Here is a 23,598-nt window from a genome sequence, read left to right as displayed (position 1 = left end):
GATGCCCCTTTCATTTTCTTTCCATTGTAACAAAAGCCCGCCGTGTGCGTCACCGGCGGGCTTTTTTCATGATGTGATGACCGCGGATACGGTTCTGTCTTTTCCGTTGATGTCCTGTACGACTTCCACTTCCGCATTCGGAAAGGAATGACGGAACAGGTCTTTCACGGCTTTCCCCTGATTATATCCGATTTCAAAGACGACAAGCGCTTTATCTTTCATGACAAGAGGCAGCTCCTCCATAAACCGCTTGTAGAATTTCAAACCGTCACCGCCGTCCGTAAGAGCATGAAGCGGCTCATGGAAACGGACGATATCCGACAAATCCGCCATTTCTTCTTCAGAAATATACGGCGGATTGGAAACAATAATATCCGCTTTTTTCCCTGATGAAATAAAAGGAGTTAACAGATCTCCCTGCAAAAAACAGACGTCCGCTCCGAGGTTTTGCGCATTTCTTTCCGCCACCTGCAGCGCTTCTTTTGAAATATCCGAAGCCGATACTGAAAAATGTCCGCATTCCAGCGCGAGCGTCACCGCAATGGCTCCGCTCCCCGTACCGATATCAATGACGTTCAGTCGTTCTGCCTCGGAAAATGCCCGCTTCTGTCTGTCCAGCAGATGAAAGACGACTTCTTCCGTTTCCGGACGCGGAATGAGAACATCGTCATTCACAAAAAATTCCCTGCCGTAAAACTGTTCTTTCCCGATAATATATTGAATCGGAATACCTTCTTTATGCATCTCCACGTGCCGCCTGAATCGATAAAGCTCGTCCTCGCCGACGGCCTCCTGCAGACTTGCGAGAAGCTTGCTCCGGTCCATTCCGGTATCATTTAACAACAGCAGCTCGGCCGCGTTTTTTTCTCTTCCCGCTTCGGTTAAATAAGAAGAAGCCCAGCTTAGGGCTTCAAAAACGGTCTTCATCTTAATTTTCCGCCTGCTGGAGCTTGCTTGACTGGTCTTCTACGATTAACGCTTCAACCACTTCGTCAAGCTTGCCTTCCAGGATTTGATCCAGCTTTTGAATCGTCAGGCCGATGCGGTGATCCGTCACACGGTTTTGCGGGAAATTGTATGTGCGGATACGCTCGGAACGGTCGCCTGAACCGACGGCTGATTTACGGGTCTGATCATATTCAGCCTGAGCTTCCTGCTGGAATTTGTCATAGATTCTGGCGCGGAGCACCTTCATCGCTTTTTCTTTGTTTTTAATCTGAGATTTTTCATCCTGACAGGAAACGACGACACCGGTCGGTAAATGCGTCAGGCGTACGGCCGACATCGTCGTGTTTACGCTTTGTCCGCCCGGTCCGCTTGATGCGAATGTATCGACGCGGATGTCTTTTTCGTGAATGTCCACTTCTACTTCTTCCGCTTCAGGAAGACACGCCACCGTCGCCGTGGATGTATGAATACGGCCGCCTGATTCCGTTTCCGGAACACGCTGTACGCGGTGCGCGCCATTTTCATACTTCAGCTTGGAGTATGCGCCTTTTCCCGTAATCATAAAGATGATTTCTTTATAACCGCCCGTTCCGGTCACGTTTGCTTCCATGACTTCAGTCTTCCAGCCTTGGATTTCGGCGTAACGGGAGTACATTCTGTAGAGATTTCCCGCAAACAGCGCGGCTTCTTCTCCTCCCGCTGCTCCGCGGATCTCCATGATTACGTTTTTATCATCGTTCGGGTCTTTCGGGATGAGGAGCACTTTCAAACGCTCTGATAAGGTTTCCGTCTCTCCCTGCAGTTCGGAGATTTCTTCCTTCACCATTTCTCTCATATCGGCATCAAGCTTTTCCTCAAGCATCGCTTTCGCATCGGCAAGCTGTTCTGATGCGTCTCTGTATTGTCTATAGACTTCAACGGTTTCTTGTATATCAGATTGCTCTTTCGAATATTCTCTAAGCTTTTTCGGATCGTTGACCACTTCCGGATCACTTAAAAGCTCATTTAATTTTTCGTATCGTTGTTCAATTGACTGTAAACGGTCTAACACGGTCTTCACCTCTGTTTTCCTGTGCGTAACATTCTCATTATAGTATAGGGCTTATCGCCAGTCAAAAGCAATTCGCCTCTGTTATACTGAAGCAAAAAAGGAGGAGCGGATATGCTGAAATCCATCCACCATATAGCAATCATATGCTCTGATTATGAAAAGTCGAAAGCTTTTTACACCGAGATTCTCGGCTTCGGCATTATAAAAGAAACATACCGAAAGGAACGGGAATCTTATAAACTTGATCTTGCGCTGGACGGCGCGTACGCGATTGAATTGTTTTCCTTTCCCGATCCGCCCGAACGGCCGACCAGACCGGAAGCCGCGGGTCTCCGGCATCTCGCTTTCACCGTAAACGATCTTGAAGCAGCCGTCAGAGAGTTAAAGGAAAAGGGCGTCGGCACAGAACCAATCAGAACCGATCCGCTGACGGGGAAACGGTTTACCTTTTTCTTTGATCCCGACAAGCTTCCGCTTGAATTGTATGAAGCGTAAGTTTTTTGAAGAAATGCCGCTTTCTTTGGCGAATTCCTTCTTGTTTTGTCTAACATGAAGGGAACGCCGCCTCATGGTCGAATACCTAGCAAAAAGGAGGTATGTGATCATGAATACAAACATGGCCGCGAAAGAGCTCGGCGTCTCCGCAAAAACGGTGCAAAGGTGGGTCAAACAGCTGAATCTTCCGGCTGAACGGAATGAGCTCGGACATTATTCCTTTACACCTGAGGATCTTGATGTGCTGAAATCGGTCAAACGGCAAATTTCTGAAGGCACTGCCCTTCTGGACGTTCAAGTGCCCCGGCAGCCGAAAAAACGGACGGGCTTCATTTTGCAGCGTCCGAAAATCAATGGCGGCGCTGAACAAAGATTGGCAGAGCTGGAGCGCAAACTGGACATTCTCACGAAAGAGAAACAAGGTGAGAACCATCTGCTTTCAAGGATAGAGGAGCTTGAACGCCAGCTGAAACAAAAGGCGGATGAAGGGGTGTCTTATCAGCTTCTTCAGCACAGGCGGGAAATTGACGACCTCAATACCGAATTGCAGACATTGGCCTCCCGCATCCAGGAACTTGCCCAGACAGCTCCCCTCTCAGAAACAGCCGCTTCTTCAGAACATAAGAAACCCAGAAAAAAAACGAGATTTTCGCCTTTTAAATTTCAATTCTAATCAAAAAAGCTCCCTGAAACAGGGAGCTTTTCATTATGCAGTCAGCGCAATGATGATCGGCAGTGAGATGAGAGATAAAATCGCACTGATCACGAACGCGGACGCAGTTTCTTCCTCTTGTTTTTCGAAACGTGTGGCAATCATCGCCGCTACCGCAGATCCAGGGAATGCAACGAGCAATACCGCTTTAGTGATCTGGTCAGCCGGAAGTCCGACTGCAAGAGCGATCAAGTACATCAGCGCAGGCTGAACGGCAACTTTTAACAAAGCGATACCGAAAGCCGGCAGACTGAGCTTAATGTTGCGGATACCGACAGTTACACCGACGGCGAAGAGCGCAACACCTGATGTTGTGCTTCCGAGCTGATCAAGCATTTTTTCTCCCAAGCCAGGGAGTGTTACACCGCAGAGTACCAGAATGATACTGATAAGCGGTGCAGCCGCAAGCGGTTCGGAAAGACCGTGAAGAATAGACTTACCAGTCATTTTCCAGAAGTTCTCGTTTTCAGTGTCTTTTTTCTTAGATGACTCACCGACAGTAGCGATAATGATCGCAAGCGGGTCAAGGATGGCGTTAACCACGATACCCGTAACGGCGATAGGAATCGCTACTTCGCTTGCTCCGAATAAGCTTCCTAGTACGGGAATACCCATAAAAGCAAAAGTCGGCTGTGCAGAGTTTAAAGAAAATACAGATGAATTCGTTAAATCATACTTAAAGATAAATTTGCAAACCAACAGAATGACGATAAAGAATCCGACAATCCCAATGATCAAAGCGACCATCAAAGGAACCTGTGATAAAAACGCACTTCTTGAAGTGGTTAAAATACTAGCGATAAAATGCGCCGGAAGCGCGTACTTCGTAACTAAGGTGCTTACCCCTTTTGCTGACTTCGCGTCATAACTTCCGAAGCGACCTGCGAACCATCCCAGCACGATCACGAAAAAGATCGGCGCCAGGAGGATTAAAATATCTAAGAAGCTCAAAATGTTCTCCTCCAAATCCTTAATGTCCGTATACTTTAGCCTTTACATAAAAGCTTTCCCTCGGACTGTAAAATTAATCGTAAAAATTATTTAGCGACAACTTGTTTATATTGCGGTTTCCACATTGCATCAAGAACGGCTTGTTCTACATTTTCAGGAATGCGGTTTGCCACGCCTTCTTTAATGGCAGTTTCCGCTACGGCGATCGCAACTTTAATTGAAACTTCTTGTAAGTCGCTCATGCTCGGCAGAAGGCCTGCACCCGGTGTTTCAAAATCAACGCTTTCTGCGATTGCGTCAGCAGTTGCCGCAAACATTGCAGGAGTAATCACTTTCGCTTCTACAACGATTGAACCGAGACCAAGTCCAGGGAACGCGAATGCGTTGTTAGATTGTCCGATTTCATGAGAAACGCCATTGTACTCTACATTGTCAAACGGGCTTCCTGTCGCCACAAGCACTTTGCCGTCAGTCCATTTGAAAAGATCGCTAGGAACGGCTTCAGCAAGCGGTGTCGGGTTAGACATCGGCATGATGACCGGACGCTCAACGTGTTTTGCCATTTCTTTGACGATTTCTTCACTGAACGCGCCGCTTTGGCCTGATGTACCGATTAAGATTGTCGGTTTCGCTTGACGGATCACTTCAATGAAAGGAATTTGTCCGTTTTCATCGCGTTTCCAATCTTTAATTTCTTCAGCTGTGCGCAGGTACGGCTCTTGGAAATCAAGAATGTTTTCCATACCTTCAATTAACAAGCCTCTGTAGTCCATTGTGTAGAACGCTTTGTTGGCTTCTTCTTCAGAAAGACCGGCAAGCACCATAGTGTCGCGGATTTGGTCAGCGATTCCGATTCCGGCAGATCCCGCACCGAAGACAACCACACGCTGGTCTTTAATAGACGCGCCTGTTTTCTTCATAGCCGCAAGCACACCTGCAAGCGTAATCGCGCCTGTTCCTTGAATGTCATCGTTGAATGTAAGAATTTCATGGTTGTATTTCTTCATGATATTGCGCGCGTTTTTGTTTCCAAGGTCTTCCCAGTGAAGAAGAGCTTTAGGGAAATATTTAAGCGCAGCTTTTACATAAGCGTCAACGAAAGCTTCGTAACGTTCGCCTTGGATACGTTCATGGCGGTTACCGATGTATAAAGGATCGTTCAGAAGTTTTTCATTGTTCGTACCGACGTCAAGAACGACAGGAATAACACGGCTTGGGTCAATACCGGCGGCAGCTGTGTATACCGCTAATTTACCGATGGCGATGTTGATACCGCCTACACCCCAGTCACCGATTCCGAGGATGCTTTCTGAGTCTGTCGCAACGATCAGATCAATATCTCCGGCAGTGGCATGAAGGTTTTCAAATGCCTCTTCAATCCCTTCCACGTTGTCGATAGAAAGGTAAATCCCTTGAGGTCTTCTGTACTCATGGCTGTATTCTTGAATCGCTTCACCGACAGTCGGTGTGTAAACAACCGGCAGCATTTCACGAAGATGGTTTTGAAGCAATTTAAAGAAAAGAACTTCGTTACGGTTTTGCAAATCATTCAAATACACGTTTTGGCGAAGGCGGTCCGGCTGAGCTTGAAACTGCTCGTATGCGCGTTTTGCCTGCTCATCAAGAGACAGAATTGTCGGAGGAAGCAGCCCGTCTAATCCAAGGCTTTTTCTTTCTTCTGCTGAAAACGCAACACCTTTATTTAAAGTAGGGATAGATAGAACTTCTTTTCCTCTTAAAGTAGTTTCTAAGTTGCCTTCCTTCGTTACTTTAATATTATTCAAGAAAATCTCCTTCTTTCTTCAAATAGTTAACAAAGTTAAGTAATTACCCATTTTGGCTAGTGTGATCGCGATCTGCTATATCTTTTTTTGACAATTATTCGAACAATGTCTCATAACTATTTACATTACTTAGTCATTTTATGCCTGTAAAAATGAAAATTCAAGAGATGAAAATTACTTAATTTTTTCATACTCTTTTTTAAGTTATTTAACTACAATTTTTGAAAAAACGTCAAAAAAACACCGGAGTTTTTACCGATGTTTTCATGAAAAGGGTTATTTATCAGTCTGTTTTTTTCGGCACTTCGTGATGATGTCTGCATCTCGCTTCGTATGACTCCGACGCGCCGACTAAAATGACCGGATCATCATAGGAAGCGGGCTTCCCGTCAATCAAACGCTGCGTACGGCTTGCCGGCGACCCGCAAACGGAGCAGACCGCCTGCAGCTTCGTCACCGATTCGGCAACCGCCATCAGATTCGGCACCACGCCGAAAGGCTCTCCCCGGAAATCCATATCAAGTCCGGCCGCGATGACACGATAGCCTTTATCCGCAAGCGAGGATAAGTCGCCGATGATCGATTCGCCGAAAAACTGCACCTCATCTACCGCGATGACGTCCGTGCTTTCACTGATATGATCCCATATTTCAGCCGAAGACGAGATGACGTGGCTTGTCATGGATGTACCGTTGTGAGAAACGACGGCCTCCTCACTGTAGCGATTATCAATGGCAGGTTTGAATACCTTGACCTCCTGCTTCGCATATGTCGCTCTTTTCACTCTGCGGATCAGCTCTTCTGATTTCCCAGAGAACATGCTGCCGCATATCAGCTCAAGCCATCCGCTTTGCTTCATTATGTACATAGGCTATCCGCTCCCCTTTTTTTCCTGTTTATGGACATAAAAAACAGGCAAGAAGCAATTCTTGCCTGCCTGTAAAATCTATTATTACTTAAGACCGTATTTTTTGTTAAAGCGATCAACACGACCATCAGCAGAAGCGAATTTTTGACGTCCAGTGTAGAATGGGTGGCATTCAGAGCAAATCTCAACGCGTACCTCTTCTTTTACTGAGCCTGTTTCAAATTCATTTCCGCAAGCGCATTTAACTGTTGCTTTTTTGAAATTAGGATGAATTCCTGCTTTCATTGTATCCATCTCCTTCCGCCCTGAATCCCGTGTGGAAACAGAGTTATTATTCCGGAGTAATCCGGAACGCATATGAGAGAATTATATCAGTCATTTACTGCATTTGCAAATACATTTTTTATCAGCGGCGGGCTGATGATGAAAGGTTTGCCTGCTTCCATTCTTGGTTGATCAGATCGAAGAATTCCTGATTCGTTTTTGTTTTTTTCATTTTTCTCATAAACTTCTCTGCGAAGTCCGGAGAATCAGACATCGATTTGCGGATCGCCCATAGACGGTCAAGATGCTCTTTCGGCACGAGCAGCTCTTCCTTCCGTGTGCCGGAGCGGCGGATATCGATCGCCGGGAAAATCCGTCTTTCCGCAAGAGAACGGTCAAGGTGAAGCTCCATGTTGCCCGTTCCTTTAAACTCTTCATAGATGACGTCATCCATCCGGGAGCCCGTGTCTACGAGCGCCGTCGCCAAAATGGTCAGACTGCCGCCCTCTTCAATGTTTCTCGCGGCACCGAAAAAGCGCTTGGGACGATGGAACGCAGCCGGGTCAATCCCGCCGGAAAGCGTACGTCCGCTTGGCGGGATAACGAGGTTGTAGGCCCGTGCCAGGCGGGTAATGCTGTCCATCAGAATGATAACGTCTTTTTTGTGTTCAACGAGACGCATCGCCCGTTCAAGCACAAGCTCCGCTACCTTAATGTGATTTTCCGGCACTTCATCGAACGTCGAGCTGACGACATCGCCCGCTACGGAACGTTCAATATCCGTTACTTCTTCCGGTCTTTCATCAATTAAGAGAACGATCAATTCAGCGTCAGGCTGATTTGTCGTAATGCTGTTAGCGATTTCTTTCAACAGCATGGTTTTACCGGCTTTCGGCGGCGCCACGATCAGACCGCGCTGGCCGAAACCGACGGGAGCCATCATATCGAGAATTCTTGTTGAGAGATAATTCGGTTTCGTCTCAAGCACCATTTGGCGGTCCGGATAAAGCGGAGTCAGCGCAGGAAAATGGACGCGGTCCTTCGCAGATTCCGGATCGTCTCCATTTACCGCTTCAACGTGCAAAAGTCCGTAATAGCGTTCGTTTTCTTTCGGCGGACGCACCTTGCCGGATACTTTGTCACCGTTTCTTAAATCAAAGCGGCGGATCTGGGAAGCAGAAATGTAGATGTCTTCTGAGCTTGGCGAGTAATTAATCGGTCTGAGGAAGCCGAATCCTTCCGATTGGATGATTTCGAGCACGCCTTCCATAAACAGAAGATCCTCCTGCTCGGCGTTGGCTTTCAGAATGGCAAAGATTAATTCTTTTTTAGTCAGTTTGCTGTAGTAGGAGATTTTATAATGTCTGGCCAGTTCATATAGTTCTTTTAATTTCATATTTTCCAAAGAGGAAATAGATACGTCTTTCATAAAAACACCACGCTTTTCATAGTCAATGTATTGCTGTTTTCATTCAAATCGGCTGCTTCGCATGATTCCGCCAAAGCACATTCTTTTATAAAACGTTCAGGAACTTCTATCGGTAACACTTCCACCCATGATCGGCGCTTTTTTAAAAAAGGAATGTCTTAATGAGTTTTGAAGGAAGCGAGGACAAAAACTTGAGAAGATCAATATTTATATCGTCTGTATGCGGTAGAATTTGAAAATTTCCCAGTACTCAAAAGAAGGAATGACACAGAAAAATCGCAGCACTCTTTATTTTTACCTCATTTCAAAAAATTATTCAACTTAAATAATGCTTTGACATATAAATGATAGGGTTGACTCTTTATTGCAAAAGAAAAGCGGGACTTTCCGTCCCGCTTTTCTCTATTTATGGCCGGATCACAAGATTTGGTTTTTTCTTCAGGCTGTGTCTTCCGTCAACGAATCGGACCGTTCCTGATTTCGCCCGGATGACCAGACTTTCAGTCGTGCCGACGGAGCCTTTGAACTGAACGCCTTTCAGCAGCTCTCCGTCCGTGACGCCCGTTGCGGCAAAAATGGCGTCATCCCCTCTCACAAGGTCCTCCATCCGGAGCACTTTGGATACATCAAGGCCCATTCGCTCACAGCGGGCCTGCTCTTCCGCACTTTGCGGCAGAAGCCTGCCGATGATTTCGCCGCCGAGCGCTTTTAACGCAACGGCAGACAGCACGCCTTCAGGAGCCCCGCCTGAACCGAAGAGAATGTCTACTCCCGTATGGTCAAAGGCCGTATTGATGGCGCCCGCGACATCACCGTCGTTGATCAGTTTGATTCTGGCGCCCGCCTCACGCAATTCAGAGATGATTTTTTCGTGTCTGTCACGATTTAAAATGGTTGCCACGACATCTTCAATGTCTTTGTTTTTCGCTTTCGCAACGGCTTTTAAGTTATCAATGACAGGCGCTTCAATATCGATGCAGCCTACCGCTTCAGGACCGACCGCGATTTTTTCCATATACATATCCGGGGCGTTCAGCAGTGTTCCATGGTCGGCGACCGCGATCACCGTCAGCGCATTCCAGCCGCCGCTCGCTACGATGTTTGTGCCTTCAAGAGGATCGACGGCGACATCGACGCGAGGGCCGTATCCGTTTCCGAGCTTTTCGCCGATGTAAAGCATCGGCGCTTCATCCATCTCGCCTTCCCCGATCACGACCGTGCCTTTCATCGGCACCGTGTCAAACACGTCACGCATTGCGCTTGTCGCCGCATCATCAGCTTCATCTTTTTTCCCGCGGCCCATCCATCTGGCAGATGCTAAAGCCGCCGCTTCAGTGACTCGAACCAATTCCATCGATAAGCTTCTTTCCATTTCAACACGATCTCCTCTCAAAAGTCCGCATTTCTATGAATTTTGGAGCTGTTCTATCTCTTCGTCCGTCAGCCTTTGCCGCCAGATTGTGGCGCCCAGACCTTCAAGTTTTTTCTCAAGATTGCTGTAGCCGCGGTCTAAATGCTCGAGACCGGTAATTTCGGTTACGCCGTCAGCCATGAGCCCGGCGACGACCAGACAAGCGCCTGCACGCAGATCGCTCGCCTTTACTTTTGCGCCCTGAAGCTCGGCCGGACCGGTGATAATGGCCGACCTGCCTTCCACTTTCATGTTGGCCCCCATCCGTCTCAGCTCATCTATATGTTTAAATCGGGCCGAGTAGATGGTGTCGGTTACGACGCTCGTGCCGCTGGCTCTCGTTAACAGAGATGTCATCGGCTGCTGAAGATCAGTCGGGAATCCCGGGTAAACAAGCGTTTTTACGTCGACCGGTTTTATCTGCTTCTGCCCGCCGAGCATAAGAAGCTGATCGTCACTCGTCTCAATGTGAAAACCCATTTCCCTGAGCTTCGCCGTTAAAGACTCCAGGTGAGTCGGTATGACATTATCAATAATGACTTCTTTCCCCATCGCGGCGCCGGCGATCATAAAGGTGCCCGCCTCAATTCTGTCCGGAATGATCGTATGCCTGCATCCGTGCAGCTCTTTTACGCCGTCAATTCTGATTACATTGGTTCCCGCGCCTTTGATCTTTGCGCCCATGCTGGTGAGCAATGTGGCAACATCAATAATCTCAGGTTCCTTGGCGGCGTTTTCTATCACGGTTTTACCTTCAGCCAGTACAGCGGCAAGCATGATATTGATCGTCGCTCCGACGCTGACGACATCTAAATAAATCCGTGCGCCTCTCAGCCTTTCGGCGCGCAGATAAATCGCGCCTTGTTCATTGGTGACTTCCGCCCCAAGCGCTTCAAACCCTTTGATGTGCTGGTCAATCGGCCGCGGCCCGAGATGGCATCCGCCCGGCAGTCCGATGACCGCCTGTTTGAAGCGGCCCAGCATCGCGCCCATTAAGTAATAGGAAGCGCGGAGTTTTTTCACTTTGCCGTTGGGAAGCGGCATGCTGATCATCGGGGAAGGGTCGACGACCATTTCTCCTTTTTCAAAATGGACGTTTCCGCCGATTTCTTTCAGCAGGTCACGCAGCGTTTCAATATCTGAGATCTCCGGAAGCCCTTCGATCGTTACTTCGGAATTTGCCAGAATGGTTGCGGGTATCAATGCGACGGCGCTGTTTTTCGCGCCGCTGATATGTACGGTTCCGTTTAACGGATCGCCGCCGGCAATATTCAACTTTTCCATGATAGTCTCCTTCCATAAGAAGATAGCTGCGGAGCGTAAATAAAATGGCATTTTATTCTGTCTCTGCAAATAAAGCTCTTGTCCAAAATGTAGCCAATTCGAAGAGAAAGAATACAAGGACATTATAAAATAACAGGAAGAAAATAGCGAAGCTTTGCGGGGCATTTTTAACACAGGATGCACAGAGGCCCGCCGGGTTCACATTCCGGGGAAACACACTCTTCACTTTGATACTGAAGGCCCGCTGCCAAACAGGAAAACATAAGGGTGCGGCAAACGGATGCAACCGGTTTGCCGCCCTTTTCACCCTTATTTATTCCAGTCTGCCAAGAATTGCTCGATGCCTTTATCCGTTAACGGATGTTTCGCCAGCTGGTGAATGACTTTCAGCGGCATCGTACCGATATGCGCACCGCGTAAAGCGGCTTCAGTCACGTGCTGCGCATGACGGATGGAAGCTGCGATGATTTGTGTATCAATGTCATGAATGTCAAAAATCTGTCTTATTTCTGAAATCAGTTCAAGACCGTTATGGCCGATGTCATCCAGACGGCCTAAGAACGGAGATACATAAGTCGCCCCGGCTCTTGCCGCCAAAAGCGCTTGGTTGGCGCTGAAAATGAGCGTTACGTTGGTTTTAATGTTCAGGTCGCTCAGCGCTTTTACGGCTTTTAACCCTTCAGACGTCATCGGGATTTTCACCGTGATATTCGGTGCGATTTTCGCAAGTTCTTTACCTTCTTCAATCATCTCTTCAGCATTCAGGGAAATGACTTCCGCGCTTACTGATCCGCTCACGACTTCCGTAATCTCACGAAGTCTGTCATGGAAAGACACGTCAGCTTCTTTCGCCACTAAACTAGGGTTTGTCGTAACTCCGGCAAGAACGCCAAGTTCATAAGCTTCTTTAATCTCGTCAATGTTTGCTGTATCAATGAAAAATAACATAAGGAAAGCCTCCCCAGTAATAAATTTTCAGAACTGTAAAACATGATTGCGCTTTCTAAAGGTAAGACATAAAACCGCCTGTCAATGCTGTCAGGCGGTTTATGGATGTTACATTGGATTAAGCTTGGTTTGAAGAACCGAACTCACGCATTTTGCCGATAACCGTTTCTTTGATCGCTTCACGAGCAGGTCCAAGATATTTACGAGGATCGTATTCGTTCGGCTTAGCTGCCAATGTTTCGCGGACAGCTTTTGCAGAAGAAATTTGGTTTTCAGTGTTTACGTTGATTTTAGCCGTACCAAGTGAGATTGATTTTTTAATGTCGGCAGTCGGAATTCCTGTACCGCCGTGAAGTACTAATGGAAGGCCGGTTGATTTTCCGATATCTTCCATTTCTTTGAAGCCGAGGTTCGGTTCGCCTTTGTAAGGGCCGTGAACAGAACCCAGTGCAGGTGCAAGGCAGTCGATGCCAGTGCGCTCTACAAGTTCTTGACACTCTTTAGGGTCAGCATAGATGACGCCTTCAGCGATCACGTCATCTTCCTGTCCGCCTACAGTTCCAAGCTCAGCTTCAACTGAAACGCCGTGGAAATGAGCAAGCTCAACCACTTTAGCTGTAGTTGCTACGTTTTCCTCAAACGGGTGGTGAGATGCGTCGATCATTACAGAAGTGAAGCCTGCATGAATCGCTTTCGCACAAGATTCAAAGCTTGAACCGTGGTCTAAGTGAATGGCGACAGGAACTGTCACTTTGTATTCTTCCATAAGAGCTTTAACCATGGCAACCACTGTTTTGAAGCCGCCCATGTAGCGTCCCGCGCCTTCTGAAACACCAAGAATAACCGGGGATTTTTCCTCTTCTGCTGCTTGTAAAATAGCTTGAGTGAACTCAAGGTTATTTAAGTTAAATTGTCCAACAGCATATCCTTTTTCTTTAGCTGTATTCAACATTTCCGTCATTGAAACTAAAGGCATGTCGAAAGTCCTCCTTATATAGCCTGATTTGCTTCTTCTCGAAAAAAGCTTTCCACCTATAGCATGACCATAAAAACCTGTCATATGTAAAACAACAGATCGCTTTTTCTCCATCTCTAGGATACCAACTTTTCGACAAATCGGCAACACAATGACATAATTGTTTCTAATTTTATTAATTCGATTTTAGAGGTAAATATTTTTTCACCGCGTCTCTGATCTCATCAATGTCAAAAGGTTTCGCAAAATGAGTCAGCGCTCCGAGCTCTTTTGATTCCTTAATCATATCGAGTTCTCCGTAAGCGGTCATGATAATGACGCGGATGGATTCGTCGATCATCTTCATGCGCTTGAGAATTTCGATTCCGTCCATGCCGGGGATTTTCATATCTAAAAGCACGAGATCGGGCCGTTCTTTCGTTACGATGTCCAGCGCCTGTATGCCGTTGGCGGCCTGAAACGTCTGGTACCCTTCTTTATGAAACACTTCATTGAGCAATATGCGTATACCGTATTGGTCATCTACGATTAAAATCTTTTCATTCATCATTTTACACCCCAATATTATCATTTTCGTCAAAAGGAAGCAGTTGTTTATGTATTCTGTTTGATTTTCACATTTCCTTTAATTATAATAGTCTACTTTCCGACATTTTCTGAGCATTTTCTCTTTTGTTGTATACTGTTCTTGTATGTGTAAAGGAGGTTTCACTCATGTTAAAGATATTTACGACGCAGCTTGCAGGCATTTTTTCCCGCATTCAGGATAAGGAATCCGAAGCAATAGAAGACGGCGCGCGCCTGCTGGCGCAGGCAGCCGTCAGCGGCCATACCATTTATTTATACGGCGCAAATGAGATGCAGGGCATTTTGTGCGAGGCGGAACTCGGCTCAGAACCGATGCCTTCCGTCAAAGCGTTTCCGGATACAGCTGATTCGATTACAGAAAGCGACAGGGTGCTCATGTTTTGTTCAGGTCCGGGCACGGCTGAAGAACAGGCGCTGGCTCAAAAGCTTTATGAAAAAGGGATCGGCCTCGTCGGCGTATCTCCTGTCATCAAAGATCAAACCGGGATTGAGGAATTTTGTGATGTTCATATTGACAGCAAATTAAAAATGCCGCTTCTGCCTGATGAAGACGGGACAAGATACGGCTTTCCTTCATTAATGACAGGCCTGTATGTCTATCACGCACTGTCCTTTACGTTAAAGGAAATGATGCAGGAATATGCCTGATGCAGAAAAAAGACTTGCCGCTTTTAAAGGAGGCAAGTCTTTTTTTATTACTTCTGTTCTGCAGCTTGTACGGAAGCGCCGATAAAGTCTTTGAATAAAGGCTGAGGTCTTGTCGGTCTTGATTTGAACTCAGGGTGGAACTGGCAAGCGACATACCAAGGATGGTCTTTCAGCTCGATGATTTCCACAAGACGGCCGTCAGGGCTTGTGCCTGAGAACACAAAACCGTTCTCTTCCATTTGCTGTCTGTATTCGTTGTTGAATTCATAGCGGTGGCGGTGGCGTTCGTATACCACTTCATCCGCATACGCTTCGAAGGCTTTCGTGTCTTCCTGAAGCTTACAAGGGTACAGTCCGAGACGAAGCGTTCCTCCGAGATCCTCGACATCTTTTTGTTCTGGCAGAAGGTCGATGATCGGATAAGGAGTGGACGGATCGATCTCCGCAGAGTGAGCCCCTTCCAGACCTAATACGTTTCGCGCATATTCAATGGATGCAATCTGCATACCGAGGCAGATGCCGAAGAACGGAATTTTATTCTCACGCGCATACTTGGCGGCGATGATTTTCCCTTCTACGCCGCGGTCTCCGAAACCGCCGGGCACGATGATTCCGTCTGTGCCGCTAGTCAGCTCTTGAATATTGCTTTCTGTCACTTCTTCGGCGTTAATCCATTTGATCTTCACATCAGCGTCAAACGCATAGCCGGCGTGGCGCAGTGATTCAACGACTGAAATGTAAGCGTCCTGAAGCTCGACGTATTTACCGACGAGGCTGATTGTAATGGTTTTAGACAAGTTTTTCACTTTCGTGACAAGGTCTTTCCATTCCGTCATATCCGGGTCTTTGCATTCTAATTTCATATGATCGCAGACAAGCTTATCGAGTCCCTGCTCCTGAAGGTTAAGCGGGATGGAGTAAAGGTTGTCCGCATCTTCGCACTCGATGACCGCTTTCGTGTCAATATCGCAGAAGAGCGCGATTTTATCTTTCATATCTTGAGAAATCGGCATTTCTGTGCGCACGACGATGATATTAGGCTGAATACCGAGGCTTCTCAGCTCTTTTACGCTGTGCTGCGTCGGTTTTGTTTTCAGCTCGCCCGCCGCTTTGATGTACGGAACAAGCGTACAGTGAATGTACATCACGTTTTCGTGGCCGATGTCGCTTTTCATTTGACGGATGGCTTCAAGGAACGGAAGGGATTCGATGTCTCCCACTGTTCCGCCGATCTCAGTAATGACTACATCTGCGTTTGTTTCTTTGCCTGCACGGTACACGCGGTCTTTCAGTTCATTTGTGATGTGCGGAATGACCTGAACCGTTCCGCCGAGGTAGTCCCCGCGGCGCTCTTTTTTCAATACGGCAGAATAGATTTTACCAGTCGTCACGTTGCTGAATCTGTTCAGATTAATGTCAATGAACCGCTCATAATGCCCTAAGTCAAGGTCAGTCTCAGCGCCGTCATCGGTAACGAATACCTCACCGTGCTGGTACGGGCTCATCGTTCCCGGGTCAACGTTGATATAAGGGTCAAATTTTTGGATGGTGACGCTCATGCCTCTGTTTTTCAACAGGCGGCCAAGTGACGCAGCCACAATTCCTTTTCCGAGTGATGATACAACTCCCCCGGTTACAAAAATATATTTCGTCATTTCGTTTGCTCCTCTCTTCGGTCTGCGCTACATTCCTTAAAATGTGCCGTTTTATAGAAAATCATTTCACTAAAAACAAATGATGTGTAAAAGAATTTGGGAGATGAAAATAAGAAAGCTCCCTTTCAATTTCTTGAAAGGGAGCGTAGCACTCTTATGAATTCTCTTCTTTTTGAAGAGCCCAAAATACATACTACATAGTTCGACAATGAAAGTCAAGATCGTTTTGCTGATATAAAATCAGTCTTTGCGATCCTCTTCCTCATCATCATAATCTTCCTCATCTTCTTCAATCATCTCGTCTTCGATCTCAAGCTCGTCGTCATCTTCCTCATCGATATCTTCGTCGTCAAAGCTGTCTGCTTCAAGGTCAATATCTTCTTCTATTTCATCGAGATCGATGTCATCTTCGTCAACTTCCTCGAATTCATCAAGGTCGAGATCTTCCTCAACGACTTTTTTCGCTTTTTTCTTTTTCGCTTTTACAGTCGGCTGTGTTTCTTCGTCCAGCTGATCGTACGGATACCAGCTGCGAAGCCCCCACGTCTGGTCTGACAGAGCAATAAAGCGGCCGTCAATGTTCAGGTCTGTATAAAATTGGGCGATACGGTCGCCCAGTTCCTCTTTCGTAACACCGAGCAAGGAGATCATTTCATTCAGCAGCTCCTGGAACGGAACCGGTTTTTTATGTTCTGAGAAAATTTCGTGAGCGATTTCAACTAAAGCCATCTGCTTCAGCTGTTCCTGAGAATATTGTTTGATACTCAAGGTCGGACACTCCCTTTCTATTACTTATATGTATCTGTTTCTATCCTATAATAAGAACGAATTTGTATTGTTTTGTTCATAAACCATACCTCTCATTATAAACAAATTAAAACAGAATATGCTACCCTTAACAGCGTAATTTAAGAAATTTTAGAGCCGTCCCTTCATAAATCGGCTGATGTGCGAAAACAAAGCCGCCGGCATATGCGCCGGCGGCCCGCTTCTTTCTATAAAGACTCTTGTTTTTCAGCGCCGAATACAGACATGGCGAGCAATTCACTGACATCATAAGTGCCGATCGCGTCTTCGGCTTCTTTCGCTTTCGTACCGTCGCCGAGCATGGTCAGACAGTAAGGACATCCGGAACTGATGACCGTCGGACTGACAGAAAGCGCCTGCTCAGTCCGGGCCGTGTTGATTCTCGCTCCCGTTTCTTCTTCCATCCACATGAGCCCTCCCCCGGCGCCGCAGCACATCCCGTTTTCGCGGCTGCGCTCCATTTCCTTCAATTGAACGCCCGGAATGGCTTTTAAGATCGCTCTCGGCGGCTCATACACTTCATTGTATCTTCCTAAATAGCACGAGTCATGGAAGGTAATCGTTTCATTCACCGGGTGAAGCGGTTTTAGTTTCCCCTGTGACACAAGCTCGGCTAATAATTCAGTATGATGATAGACTTCGGCCCGGAATCCGAAATCAGGATATTCATTTTTGAACATATTATAGGCGTGCGGATCAATCGTGACGATTTTTTTGATCCCGTGTTTTTCAAATTCGCCGATGTTGTGTTCCGCCAGCTCTTGGAACAGAAACTCGTTGCCCAAACGGCGCGGCGTATCGCCTGAGTTTTTTTCCTTATTGCCGAGAATCGCAAAGGATACGCCCGCTTCATTAAGCAGCTTTGCAAATGAGACGGCAATCTTTTGGCTCCTGTTATCGTAGGAACCCATTGATCCGACCCAAAACAAATAGTCGAACTCTTTGTCTTGTTTTTTCATTTCTTTCACTGTCGGAATCTCTGTATCAGCCTGCTCCCGCCAGTTCTCCCGCTCTTTCCGGTTTAAGCCCCACGGGTTTCCCTGTCTTTCAATGCTTGTCATGGCCCGCTGCGCGTCGCTGTCCATCTTCCCTTCCGTAAGCACAAGATAACGGCGAAGATCGATAATTTTATCAACGTGTTCATTCATGACCGGACACTGATCCTCACAGTTGCGGCAAGTGGTGCACGCCCAAATCTCCTCTTCCGTGATGACCTCGCCGATTAAGCTCGGGTTGTAATCAATGGCTGCGGCCGCTTCACGCGATCCTCCCCCTGAGGAAGCCGCGGCGAGCTGATTCGCTTTCGTGTGCTGAAAAACGGGCGCGGGCACCCACGGAGATTTTGACGTCACGGCAGCGCCTTTTTCCGTCAAATGGTCTCTGAGCTTTAAAATGAGGTCCATCGGCGAGAGCATCTTGCCCGTACCGGAGGCCGGACACATATTTGTACAGCGGCCGCATTCGACGCAGGCGTAAAGGTCGACAAGCTGAGAGCGGCGGAAGTCTTCAATCTTTCCGACGCCGTAGCTTTCTTTCGTCTCATCGGTGAAATCGATTTTTTCCAGCTTTCCTTTTGAATCCAGCCTGCTGAGGAACACATTCGCCGGACCCGCAATTAAGTGCGCATGCTTTGATTGCGGCACGTACACTAAAAAGCTGAGCAAAAACAACAGATGAAGCCACCATGAAACATAAAACACGGCGGCTGCCGCCGGCGCTGAAAGACCGCCGAGCACAAACGCAATAGAGGAAGCGATCGGCTCCGTCCAAGACAGAGAATGATCGTGCCATAAAAGGTTCATGGCGTTCCCGAGAAGCACCGTCACCATCAGTCCGCCGATAAACAGCAGGACAAGCCCCGCTTTAAACCCGCGTTTCAGTCTGACGAGTTTTTCAATGTAGCGCCGGTAAAACGCCCAGACTACGGCGATTAAAATCAGAAACGTGACGATTTCCTGAAAAAAGGTAAACGCCGGATAAAGCGGACCGAACGGCAGATGACGGTCAGGAAGCAGCCCTTTCAGAATAAAATCAATTGCGCCGAACTGAACGAGTATAAAACCGTAAAAAAACAGAACGTGGATGATGCCGCTCTTTTTATCTTTCAGCAGTTTTTTTTGTCCGAACACATTCACCCATATCTTCTGAAGACGTTCTTTCAGGCGTTTATCAAATTCTTCCCTTTGGCCGAGCTTAATATAAGCGATCCTCGTTCTGATCAGGTAAACGAATAAATAAACGGCGTAAGCGGTTACAGCTGAAAACAGCAGCGCGTTTACCATGAGAAATGCGTTCATCTTGTCTCCCCCTTTGTTCTGATACCCCTCTTCATTGTCATATCTTTACTTTATCATAAATAATGAATGAGTGTTCAGTCAATAATTAAATTCACATTCTCAGGGCACACTACGAATACTTCGGAAAGGAGCGTCGGTATGAAGGTCATTTTTGTGTTGCTTGTCATTTTTATCATATTGATCGCACTTATGCTGCTTGATATTCTGCTTGGCCGGGCGGCGTACAAAAAACAGGCGTATGAGCCCGTTTTTGACCCGAAAAAGAGTGATATCACACTCATTCACTGCGGCAGCGAGCTTGTGCGGCAGATGACGGCTGATATCCGCCAAGCTGTCTCTTCTATTCATATGATGTTTTTTATTATGAAGAACGACCAAGTCAGCCATGAGATGTTTCATTTATTGAAGGAAAAGGCCCAGGCCGGCGTCTCCGTATATCTGCTGCTCGATTGGGCGGGCAGCCGCCAAGTGAAAAAGCCTTCCATTCAAACGATGAAAAAAGCCGGCGTTCACGTTCATTTTCTAAATAAACCGGCATTTCCGTTTCTTTTTTTCAGGCTGCAAAAACGGAATCACCGGAAAGTGACCGTCATTGACGGCAAAATCGGCTATGTCGGCGGTTTTAATATCGCTGAAGAGTACCTCGGCAAAAAAGCGAAGTTCGGAAACTGGGAGGATTATCACCTGCGGATGACCGGCGAAGGCACGGCCGATCTTCAGACTCTTTTTGTAAGCGATCTGAAACGAAACACCGGAAAAGCACCCGGATCACCCGGGGTTTATCCGGCATTATCCGAAGGGAATATCTCTCATAGGACATATGCGTCTGACGGTTTTTCGCTTGAATCGCATTATGAAAACTGCATCCGTAAGGCGGAGAAAAAAATCATTATCGGCACGCCTTATTATGTACCGAGCAAAAAGCTTCAGGAAGCGCTTATTTCAGCCTGCCGAAAAGGCGTCAAAGTCATCTTGATCGTGCCGATGAAGTCAGACCACCCGCTCGTTCGGGAAACAGCTTTTACCTATTATCCCGAGCTTCTGAAGGCCGGCTGCCTCATCTATCGGTATTATCAAGGCTTTTATCATGTCAAAGCTTTCATTATTGATGACCGCATCAGCATTATCGGCACGCCGAATTTTGATAAACGGAGTCTGTTCTGGAATGAAGAGGTGAATGTCATCATTCATGATGAAGCCTTTACAAAGGAAGTGCTTTCAACCATAAAGCAGGACATCGAAAAATCCGAGCTTCTCACATTAGAAAAAGTGAAACAGCGCTCCGTCAGACAGCTTCCTGCAGAATGGCTGGGAAAGGCCATATCTTACTTTTTATAAAGGAGAAACCATATGCTGTTCAGATTCGGATTCGTCGCAAACGCCATGCGCCTTTGGGACGCGTCCCCCGCAAAAACCTTAACATATGCGCGCTATACCAAGCTTTCCCGCAGTGAGCGGAAAGACGCCCTGCTTTCTGTGACAAAAGCAAATCTTACCAATACGCTGCGCACCATCCACTATGTGATCAGCCACGGCATCCCGCTGTACAGGTTCTCAAGCTCGATTGTGCCGCTCGCCACCCATCCGGATGTGCTGTGGGATTTTGTCACGCCGTTTCGCCAGGAGTTTCGTGAGATCGGCGGGCTGGTCAGAAAATATGATCTCAGAACGAGCTTTCATCCGAACCAATTCACGCTTTTTACAAGCCCGAAACAGGAGATTACCGCAAATGCGGTCAAGGATATGGCCTATCATTATGACATGCTGGACGCAATGGGCATCGCGGACCGTTCCGTCATCAACATCCATGTCGGAGGCGCTTACGGTGACAAACAAAGCGCGCTTGGCCGTTTCCGCGTGAATCTGAAAGAACTTCCCGATGTCATCAAACAGCGGATGACTTTAGAAAACGATGATAAAACGTATACGTCCGAGGAAACACTCAGTGTATGTGAACAAGAAGGCATTCCGTTTGTGTTTGATTATCACCATTTTTACGCCAATCCGACCGATGACGCTGATTTAGATGACATTCTTCCGCGGATGATCAAAACATGGCAGCGGATCGGCTTAAAGCCGAAGGTCCATCTCTCCTCGCCAAAATCAGAATCAGCCATACGCAGTCATGCGGACTATGTGGATGCGAATTTTATTCTGCCGGTGCTGGAGCGGTTTCGACAATGGGATACGGACATCGATTTTATGATTGAGGCGAAAGAGAAAGACCGGGCGCTGCTCCGGCTCGTCGAAGAATTAAGCGCCATCCGGGGAGTCAAACGCCTGGCGGGCGGAGTGCTGAGGTGGAAGGCATAACCAGGTTTATCACCCGTTTATATGGGGAATTTCCGAAATAACAGACCATCAGACGGAGGAGAAAACATATGAAAAACATTACATCTTTGAAAATAGCCGCTAAGAAGTTCACTTTAAGAAACATGCTTCAGCTTTATCAGCTTTGCCACACGGGGGGCCACGAGCTGTATATCTACTCTAAAAAAACAATGTGCAAGATCAAAGATATCATTGAGCTGGAAACGTTCAGAATGGCCCATAAAGAACAAGAATATTTAATTGTAGTGGAAGGAAAGAAAGCGGTGCAGCTTATTGACCGTTTCAAACATATCATCGAACCTGCGCAAAAAGAAGCCCATTAAATACGGACTACATAAAAAAAGGATAGACAGGAGGCTGCCCGGCCCCCGCTCGTCTATCCTTTTTCTTTTATTAATGAATCAGCTCGCCGAATTGGGCCTGATGAAGTCTCTGGTACATGCCGCCGGATGCCAGCAGTTCCTTATGATGACCTTGTTCAGCGATGCCTTCTTTCGTGACGACGACGATCCTGTCCGCATCCTTAATCGTAGCCAGCCGATGGGCGATCACAAGCGTCGTGCGTCCTTCAGACAGCTCTTGCAGCGATTTTTGAATGGCGGCTTCCGTTTCTGTATCGAGGGCTGATGTAGCCTCGTCTAAAATTAAGATCGACGGGTTTTTCAAAAACATTCTGGCGATGGAAAGCCGCTGCTTCTGCCCGCCTGACAGTTTCACGCCGCGCTCGCCGATCACCGTGTTTAAACCGTCGGGATACCCGTTTACCAAGTCCTCTAAATGCGCCTGGCGGACGGCCTGCCAGATTTCTTCCTCAGACGCGTCGAGCCGCCCGTAAGCAATGTTTTCCCGCAATGTGCCGGAAAACAGAAAGACATCCTGCTGGACGACGCCGATTTGTCCGCGCAATGATGACAGCGTCATGTCCTTAATATCGATTCCGTCGATGGAAATCACGCCTTCAGACGGCTCATAAAAGCGCGGCAGCAGACTTGTCAGCGTTGATTTTCCCGCTCCCGAAGGCCCGACGAATGCGACTGTCTCCCCGGCATGAATGGACAAATTGATTCCCGACAGAACCGGACTGTTTTCTTCGTAACCGAACGACACACCATCATAACGGATATTCCCTTTTAAACCGGACACATGTCTCGCGTTCGGGGCGTCCTTGATATCAGGCTCCGTTTCCAGTATTTCTATAAAGCTTTTAAAACCGGCAATGCCTCTCGGATACATCTCAATAATCGCGTTGATTTTATCAATCGGACGGAACAGAACGTTCGTCAGCAGCACAAAAGCGACGAATTCCCCGTAAGATAACGATCCGCGGATCACGAACCATGTGCCGCACAATAAGACGAACAGCGTGACGAATCTTGTCAGCATGTAACTGATCGAGCCGTTTTTCGCCATGATTTTATAAGACGTCAGCTTTGTTTTGCGGAAACGCTGATTGTTCACGTCAAACCGCTGCGTTTCAAACGCTTCATTGCTGAAAGCCTGAACAAGACGGATGCCGCCGATATTGTTTTCAACCCTCGCGCTGAAGTCTCCGACGTCTTTGTTCAGTTTTGTAAACGCAGAGGTCATTTTTTTATTGAAATACAAAGCAAGCCATATGACGACCGGCATAATGATAAAAGTCAACAGCGCGAGCTGCCAGTTAATAAACAGCATCACACCGAATGCGCCCAAAATCGTCATGATCGCGATAAACAGGTCTTCAGGTCCGTGGTGGGCGGTTTCTCCGATATACATCAAATCATTGGTGAGCTTGGACATTAAACTGCCCGTTTTGTTGTTATCGTAAAATTTGAACGGAAGCTTTTGCAGATGGTCGAAAAGCTTTTTCCGCATATCGGTTTCAATGTTAATGCCGAGCATATGGCCCCAATACGTCACAACATACTGAAGTGCCGAGCTGAGGGCGTAGACCCCGAATAAAGCAGCGGAAGTCAAAATAATCAGACTCCAATCCCGCCCCGGAAGCAATGTATCGATAAAGTAATTGACAATCAGAGGAAAACTCAGCTCCATCAATCCGCCGGCGATGGCAGAAAAGAAGTCGAGAAAAAACAGCTTTTTGTACGGTTTATAATAAGAAAAAAATTGTCGCAGCACGATTCCGTCCTCCTTGTGCCTCGTTCTTAATGA

Annotated in this window: 22 protein-coding genes and 1 pseudogene; 6 read left to right on the top strand and 17 right to left on the bottom strand. The window is 47.2% G+C overall.

Features of this window, described 5'->3' with window-relative positions:
- Window positions 1-66: 66 nt before the first annotated feature.
- On the bottom strand, window positions 67-927 hold the full coding sequence (gene prmC / locus D5S11_RS00580; RefSeq protein WP_012118666.1) for a peptide chain release factor N(5)-glutamine methyltransferase: 861 nt from the start codon (window positions 925-927) through the stop codon (window positions 67-69).
- Window position 928: 1 nt separating this feature from the next.
- Window positions 929-1,999, bottom strand: coding sequence for a peptide chain release factor 1 (gene prfA, locus D5S11_RS00575; RefSeq protein WP_003151139.1), 1,071 nt, complete (start codon window positions 1,997-1,999; stop codon window positions 929-931).
- A 111-nt stretch (window positions 2,000-2,110) separates the two neighbouring features.
- Between prfA and gloA2 the strand changes: the two genes are divergently transcribed.
- Entirely contained in the window at window positions 2,111-2,494 is a 384-nt protein-coding gene (gene gloA2 / locus D5S11_RS00570; RefSeq protein WP_003151138.1) for an SMU1112c/YaeR family gloxylase I-like metalloprotein, read from the top strand.
- A gap of 109 nt (window positions 2,495-2,603) precedes the next feature.
- Window positions 2,604-3,167 carry a chromosome-anchoring protein RacA gene (racA, locus tag D5S11_RS00565; RefSeq protein WP_015418422.1) on the top strand — a complete coding sequence of 188 codons (564 nt, stop codon included), beginning with the start codon at window positions 2,604-2,606 and terminating at the stop codon, window positions 3,165-3,167.
- A gap of 33 nt (window positions 3,168-3,200) precedes the next feature.
- Here the strand turns inward: racA and D5S11_RS00560 are convergent, their stop codons facing one another.
- The 11 genes and pseudogenes from D5S11_RS00560 to spo0F all read right to left on the bottom strand — a co-directional run bounded on the left by D5S11_RS00560 (window position 3,201) and on the right by spo0F (window position 13,671).
- On the bottom strand, window positions 3,201-4,157 hold the full coding sequence (locus tag D5S11_RS00560; RefSeq protein ID WP_007407608.1) for an AEC family transporter: 957 nt from the start codon (window positions 4,155-4,157) through the stop codon (window positions 3,201-3,203).
- A gap of 86 nt (window positions 4,158-4,243) precedes the next feature.
- On the bottom strand, window positions 4,244-5,941 hold the full coding sequence (gene malS, locus D5S11_RS00555) for an oxaloacetate-decarboxylating malate dehydrogenase (protein WP_007407609.1): 1,698 nt from the start codon (window positions 5,939-5,941) through the stop codon (window positions 4,244-4,246).
- Between the two features lie 283 nt (window positions 5,942-6,224).
- Window positions 6,225-6,809 carry a thymidine kinase gene (locus D5S11_RS00550; protein ID WP_007614390.1) on the bottom strand — a complete coding sequence of 195 codons (585 nt, stop codon included), beginning with the start codon at window positions 6,807-6,809 and terminating at the stop codon, window positions 6,225-6,227.
- A gap of 84 nt (window positions 6,810-6,893) precedes the next feature.
- Window positions 6,894-7,094: a 50S ribosomal protein L31 gene (rpmE, locus tag D5S11_RS00545; RefSeq protein ID WP_003151132.1), complete on the bottom strand. Its 201-nt coding sequence runs from the start codon at window positions 7,092-7,094 to the stop codon at window positions 6,894-6,896.
- Window positions 7,095-7,215: 121 nt separating this feature from the next.
- A complete protein-coding gene (rho, locus tag D5S11_RS00540; protein ID WP_108725261.1) occupies window positions 7,216-8,502 on the bottom strand; it encodes a transcription termination factor Rho in 1,287 nt (428 codons plus the stop codon).
- Window positions 8,499-8,707 (bottom strand): annotated as a pseudogene (locus D5S11_RS20430) (hypothetical protein). Before D5S11_RS20430 ends, rho begins: the two are co-directional and overlap by 4 nt.
- A 201-nt stretch (window positions 8,708-8,908) precedes the next feature.
- The gene (gene glpX / locus D5S11_RS00535) at window positions 8,909-9,874 is read right to left on the bottom strand and encodes a class II fructose-bisphosphatase (RefSeq protein ID WP_003151105.1); all 966 of its coding nucleotides are present in this window, start codon (window positions 9,872-9,874) and stop codon (window positions 8,909-8,911) included.
- A gap of 33 nt (window positions 9,875-9,907) precedes the next feature.
- Complete coding sequence (locus tag D5S11_RS00530; protein ID WP_007407612.1) at window positions 9,908-11,197, bottom strand: UDP-N-acetylglucosamine 1-carboxyvinyltransferase; 1,290 nt, start codon at window positions 11,195-11,197, stop codon at window positions 9,908-9,910.
- Window positions 11,198-11,506: 309 nt separating this feature from the next.
- Window positions 11,507-12,145, bottom strand: a complete 639-nt coding sequence (fsa, locus tag D5S11_RS00525) for a fructose-6-phosphate aldolase (RefSeq protein ID WP_007407613.1) — start codon at window positions 12,143-12,145, stop codon at window positions 11,507-11,509.
- A gap of 118 nt (window positions 12,146-12,263) precedes the next feature.
- A complete protein-coding gene (locus D5S11_RS00520) occupies window positions 12,264-13,121 on the bottom strand; it encodes a class II fructose-bisphosphate aldolase (RefSeq protein WP_003151102.1) in 858 nt (285 codons plus the stop codon).
- A 175-nt stretch (window positions 13,122-13,296) separates the two neighbouring features.
- The gene (spo0F, locus tag D5S11_RS00515; RefSeq protein ID WP_012118670.1) at window positions 13,297-13,671 is read right to left on the bottom strand and encodes a sporulation initiation phosphotransferase Spo0F; all 375 of its coding nucleotides are present in this window, start codon (window positions 13,669-13,671) and stop codon (window positions 13,297-13,299) included.
- A gap of 164 nt (window positions 13,672-13,835) precedes the next feature.
- On the opposite strand from spo0F, the gene D5S11_RS00510 reads away from it, so the two are divergent.
- Window positions 13,836-14,357: a DUF2529 domain-containing protein gene (locus D5S11_RS00510; protein ID WP_007407614.1), complete on the top strand. Its 522-nt coding sequence runs from the start codon at window positions 13,836-13,838 to the stop codon at window positions 14,355-14,357.
- Between the two features lie 47 nt (window positions 14,358-14,404).
- Here D5S11_RS00510 and pyrG read toward each other — a convergent pair whose 3' ends face one another.
- The 3 genes from pyrG to D5S11_RS00495 form a co-directional block, all read right to left on the bottom strand.
- Window positions 14,405-16,012 (bottom strand): glutamine hydrolyzing CTP synthase, encoded by a 1,608-nt coding sequence (gene pyrG, locus D5S11_RS00505; RefSeq protein ID WP_007407615.1) that lies wholly within the window; start codon window positions 16,010-16,012, stop codon window positions 14,405-14,407.
- Between the two features lie 240 nt (window positions 16,013-16,252).
- Window positions 16,253-16,780, bottom strand: a complete 528-nt coding sequence (gene rpoE / locus D5S11_RS00500; protein ID WP_007407616.1) for a DNA-directed RNA polymerase subunit delta — start codon at window positions 16,778-16,780, stop codon at window positions 16,253-16,255.
- A 227-nt stretch (window positions 16,781-17,007) separates the two neighbouring features.
- The gene (locus D5S11_RS00495; protein ID WP_003151094.1) at window positions 17,008-19,116 is read right to left on the bottom strand and encodes a (Fe-S)-binding protein; all 2,109 of its coding nucleotides are present in this window, start codon (window positions 19,114-19,116) and stop codon (window positions 17,008-17,010) included.
- Window positions 19,117-19,254: 138 nt separating this feature from the next.
- On the opposite strand from D5S11_RS00495, the gene cls reads away from it, so the two are divergent.
- The 3 genes from cls to D5S11_RS00480 all read left to right on the top strand — a co-directional run bounded on the left by cls (window position 19,255) and on the right by D5S11_RS00480 (window position 21,770).
- Window positions 19,255-20,454: a cardiolipin synthase gene (cls, locus tag D5S11_RS00490; protein WP_108725260.1), complete on the top strand. Its 1,200-nt coding sequence runs from the start codon at window positions 19,255-19,257 to the stop codon at window positions 20,452-20,454.
- Window positions 20,455-20,466: 12 nt separating this feature from the next.
- Complete coding sequence (gene uvsE / locus D5S11_RS00485) at window positions 20,467-21,429, top strand: UV DNA damage repair endonuclease UvsE (RefSeq protein WP_032867400.1); 963 nt, start codon at window positions 20,467-20,469, stop codon at window positions 21,427-21,429.
- Window positions 21,430-21,497: 68 nt separating this feature from the next.
- Entirely contained in the window at window positions 21,498-21,770 is a 273-nt protein-coding gene (locus D5S11_RS00480; protein WP_007407620.1) for a hypothetical protein, read from the top strand.
- Between the two features lie 70 nt (window positions 21,771-21,840).
- Here D5S11_RS00480 and D5S11_RS00475 read toward each other — a convergent pair whose 3' ends face one another.
- Window positions 21,841-23,565 carry an ABC transporter ATP-binding protein gene (locus tag D5S11_RS00475; RefSeq protein WP_032867398.1) on the bottom strand — a complete coding sequence of 575 codons (1,725 nt, stop codon included), beginning with the start codon at window positions 23,563-23,565 and terminating at the stop codon, window positions 21,841-21,843.
- Window positions 23,566-23,598 lie beyond the last annotated feature (33 nt).

The sequence above is a fragment of the Bacillus sp. L75 genome (genome assembly GCF_003676355.1).
GTDB classification, from domain to species: domain Bacteria; phylum Bacillota; class Bacilli; order Bacillales; family Bacillaceae; genus Bacillus; species Bacillus velezensis.
This window is presented reverse-complemented; position numbering and strand designations above follow the sequence as displayed.

Excerpts from the sequence above, each read along its gene's own strand:
- prmC (WP_012118666.1), bottom strand. The coding sequence starts at position 927 with ATGAAGACCGTTTTTGAAGCCCTAAGCTGGGCTTCTTCTTATTTAACC.
- rho (WP_108725261.1), bottom strand. The coding sequence starts at position 8,502 with ATGAAAGACGTATCTATTTCCTCTTTGGAAAATATGAAATTAAAAGAA.
- cls (WP_108725260.1), top strand. The coding sequence starts at position 19,255 with ATGAAGGTCATTTTTGTGTTGCTTGTCATTTTTATCATATTGATCGCA.
- pyrG (WP_007407615.1), bottom strand. The coding sequence starts at position 16,012 with ATGACGAAATATATTTTTGTAACCGGGGGAGTTGTATCATCACTCGGA.
- rpmE (WP_003151132.1), bottom strand. The coding sequence starts at position 7,094 with ATGAAAGCAGGAATTCATCCTAATTTCAAAAAAGCAACAGTTAAATGC.
- racA (WP_015418422.1), top strand. The coding sequence starts at position 2,604 with ATGAATACAAACATGGCCGCGAAAGAGCTCGGCGTCTCCGCAAAAACG.
- fsa (WP_007407613.1), bottom strand. The coding sequence starts at position 12,145 with ATGTTATTTTTCATTGATACAGCAAACATTGACGAGATTAAAGAAGCT.
- D5S11_RS00520 (WP_003151102.1), bottom strand. The coding sequence starts at position 13,121 with ATGCCTTTAGTTTCAATGACGGAAATGTTGAATACAGCTAAAGAAAAA.
- gloA2 (WP_003151138.1), top strand. The coding sequence starts at position 2,111 with ATGCTGAAATCCATCCACCATATAGCAATCATATGCTCTGATTATGAA.
- D5S11_RS00530 (WP_007407612.1), bottom strand. The coding sequence starts at position 11,197 with ATGGAAAAGTTGAATATTGCCGGCGGCGATCCGTTAAACGGAACCGTA.
- D5S11_RS00480 (WP_007407620.1), top strand. The coding sequence starts at position 21,498 with ATGAAAAACATTACATCTTTGAAAATAGCCGCTAAGAAGTTCACTTTA.
- D5S11_RS00495 (WP_003151094.1), bottom strand. The coding sequence starts at position 19,116 with ATGAACGCATTTCTCATGGTAAACGCGCTGCTGTTTTCAGCTGTAACC.
- D5S11_RS00510 (WP_007407614.1), top strand. The coding sequence starts at position 13,836 with ATGTTAAAGATATTTACGACGCAGCTTGCAGGCATTTTTTCCCGCATT.
- glpX (WP_003151105.1), bottom strand. The coding sequence starts at position 9,874 with ATGGAAAGAAGCTTATCGATGGAATTGGTTCGAGTCACTGAAGCGGCG.
- D5S11_RS00550 (WP_007614390.1), bottom strand. The coding sequence starts at position 6,809 with ATGTACATAATGAAGCAAAGCGGATGGCTTGAGCTGATATGCGGCAGC.
- uvsE (WP_032867400.1), top strand. The coding sequence starts at position 20,467 with ATGCTGTTCAGATTCGGATTCGTCGCAAACGCCATGCGCCTTTGGGAC.
- spo0F (WP_012118670.1), bottom strand. The coding sequence starts at position 13,671 with ATGATGAATGAAAAGATTTTAATCGTAGATGACCAATACGGTATACGC.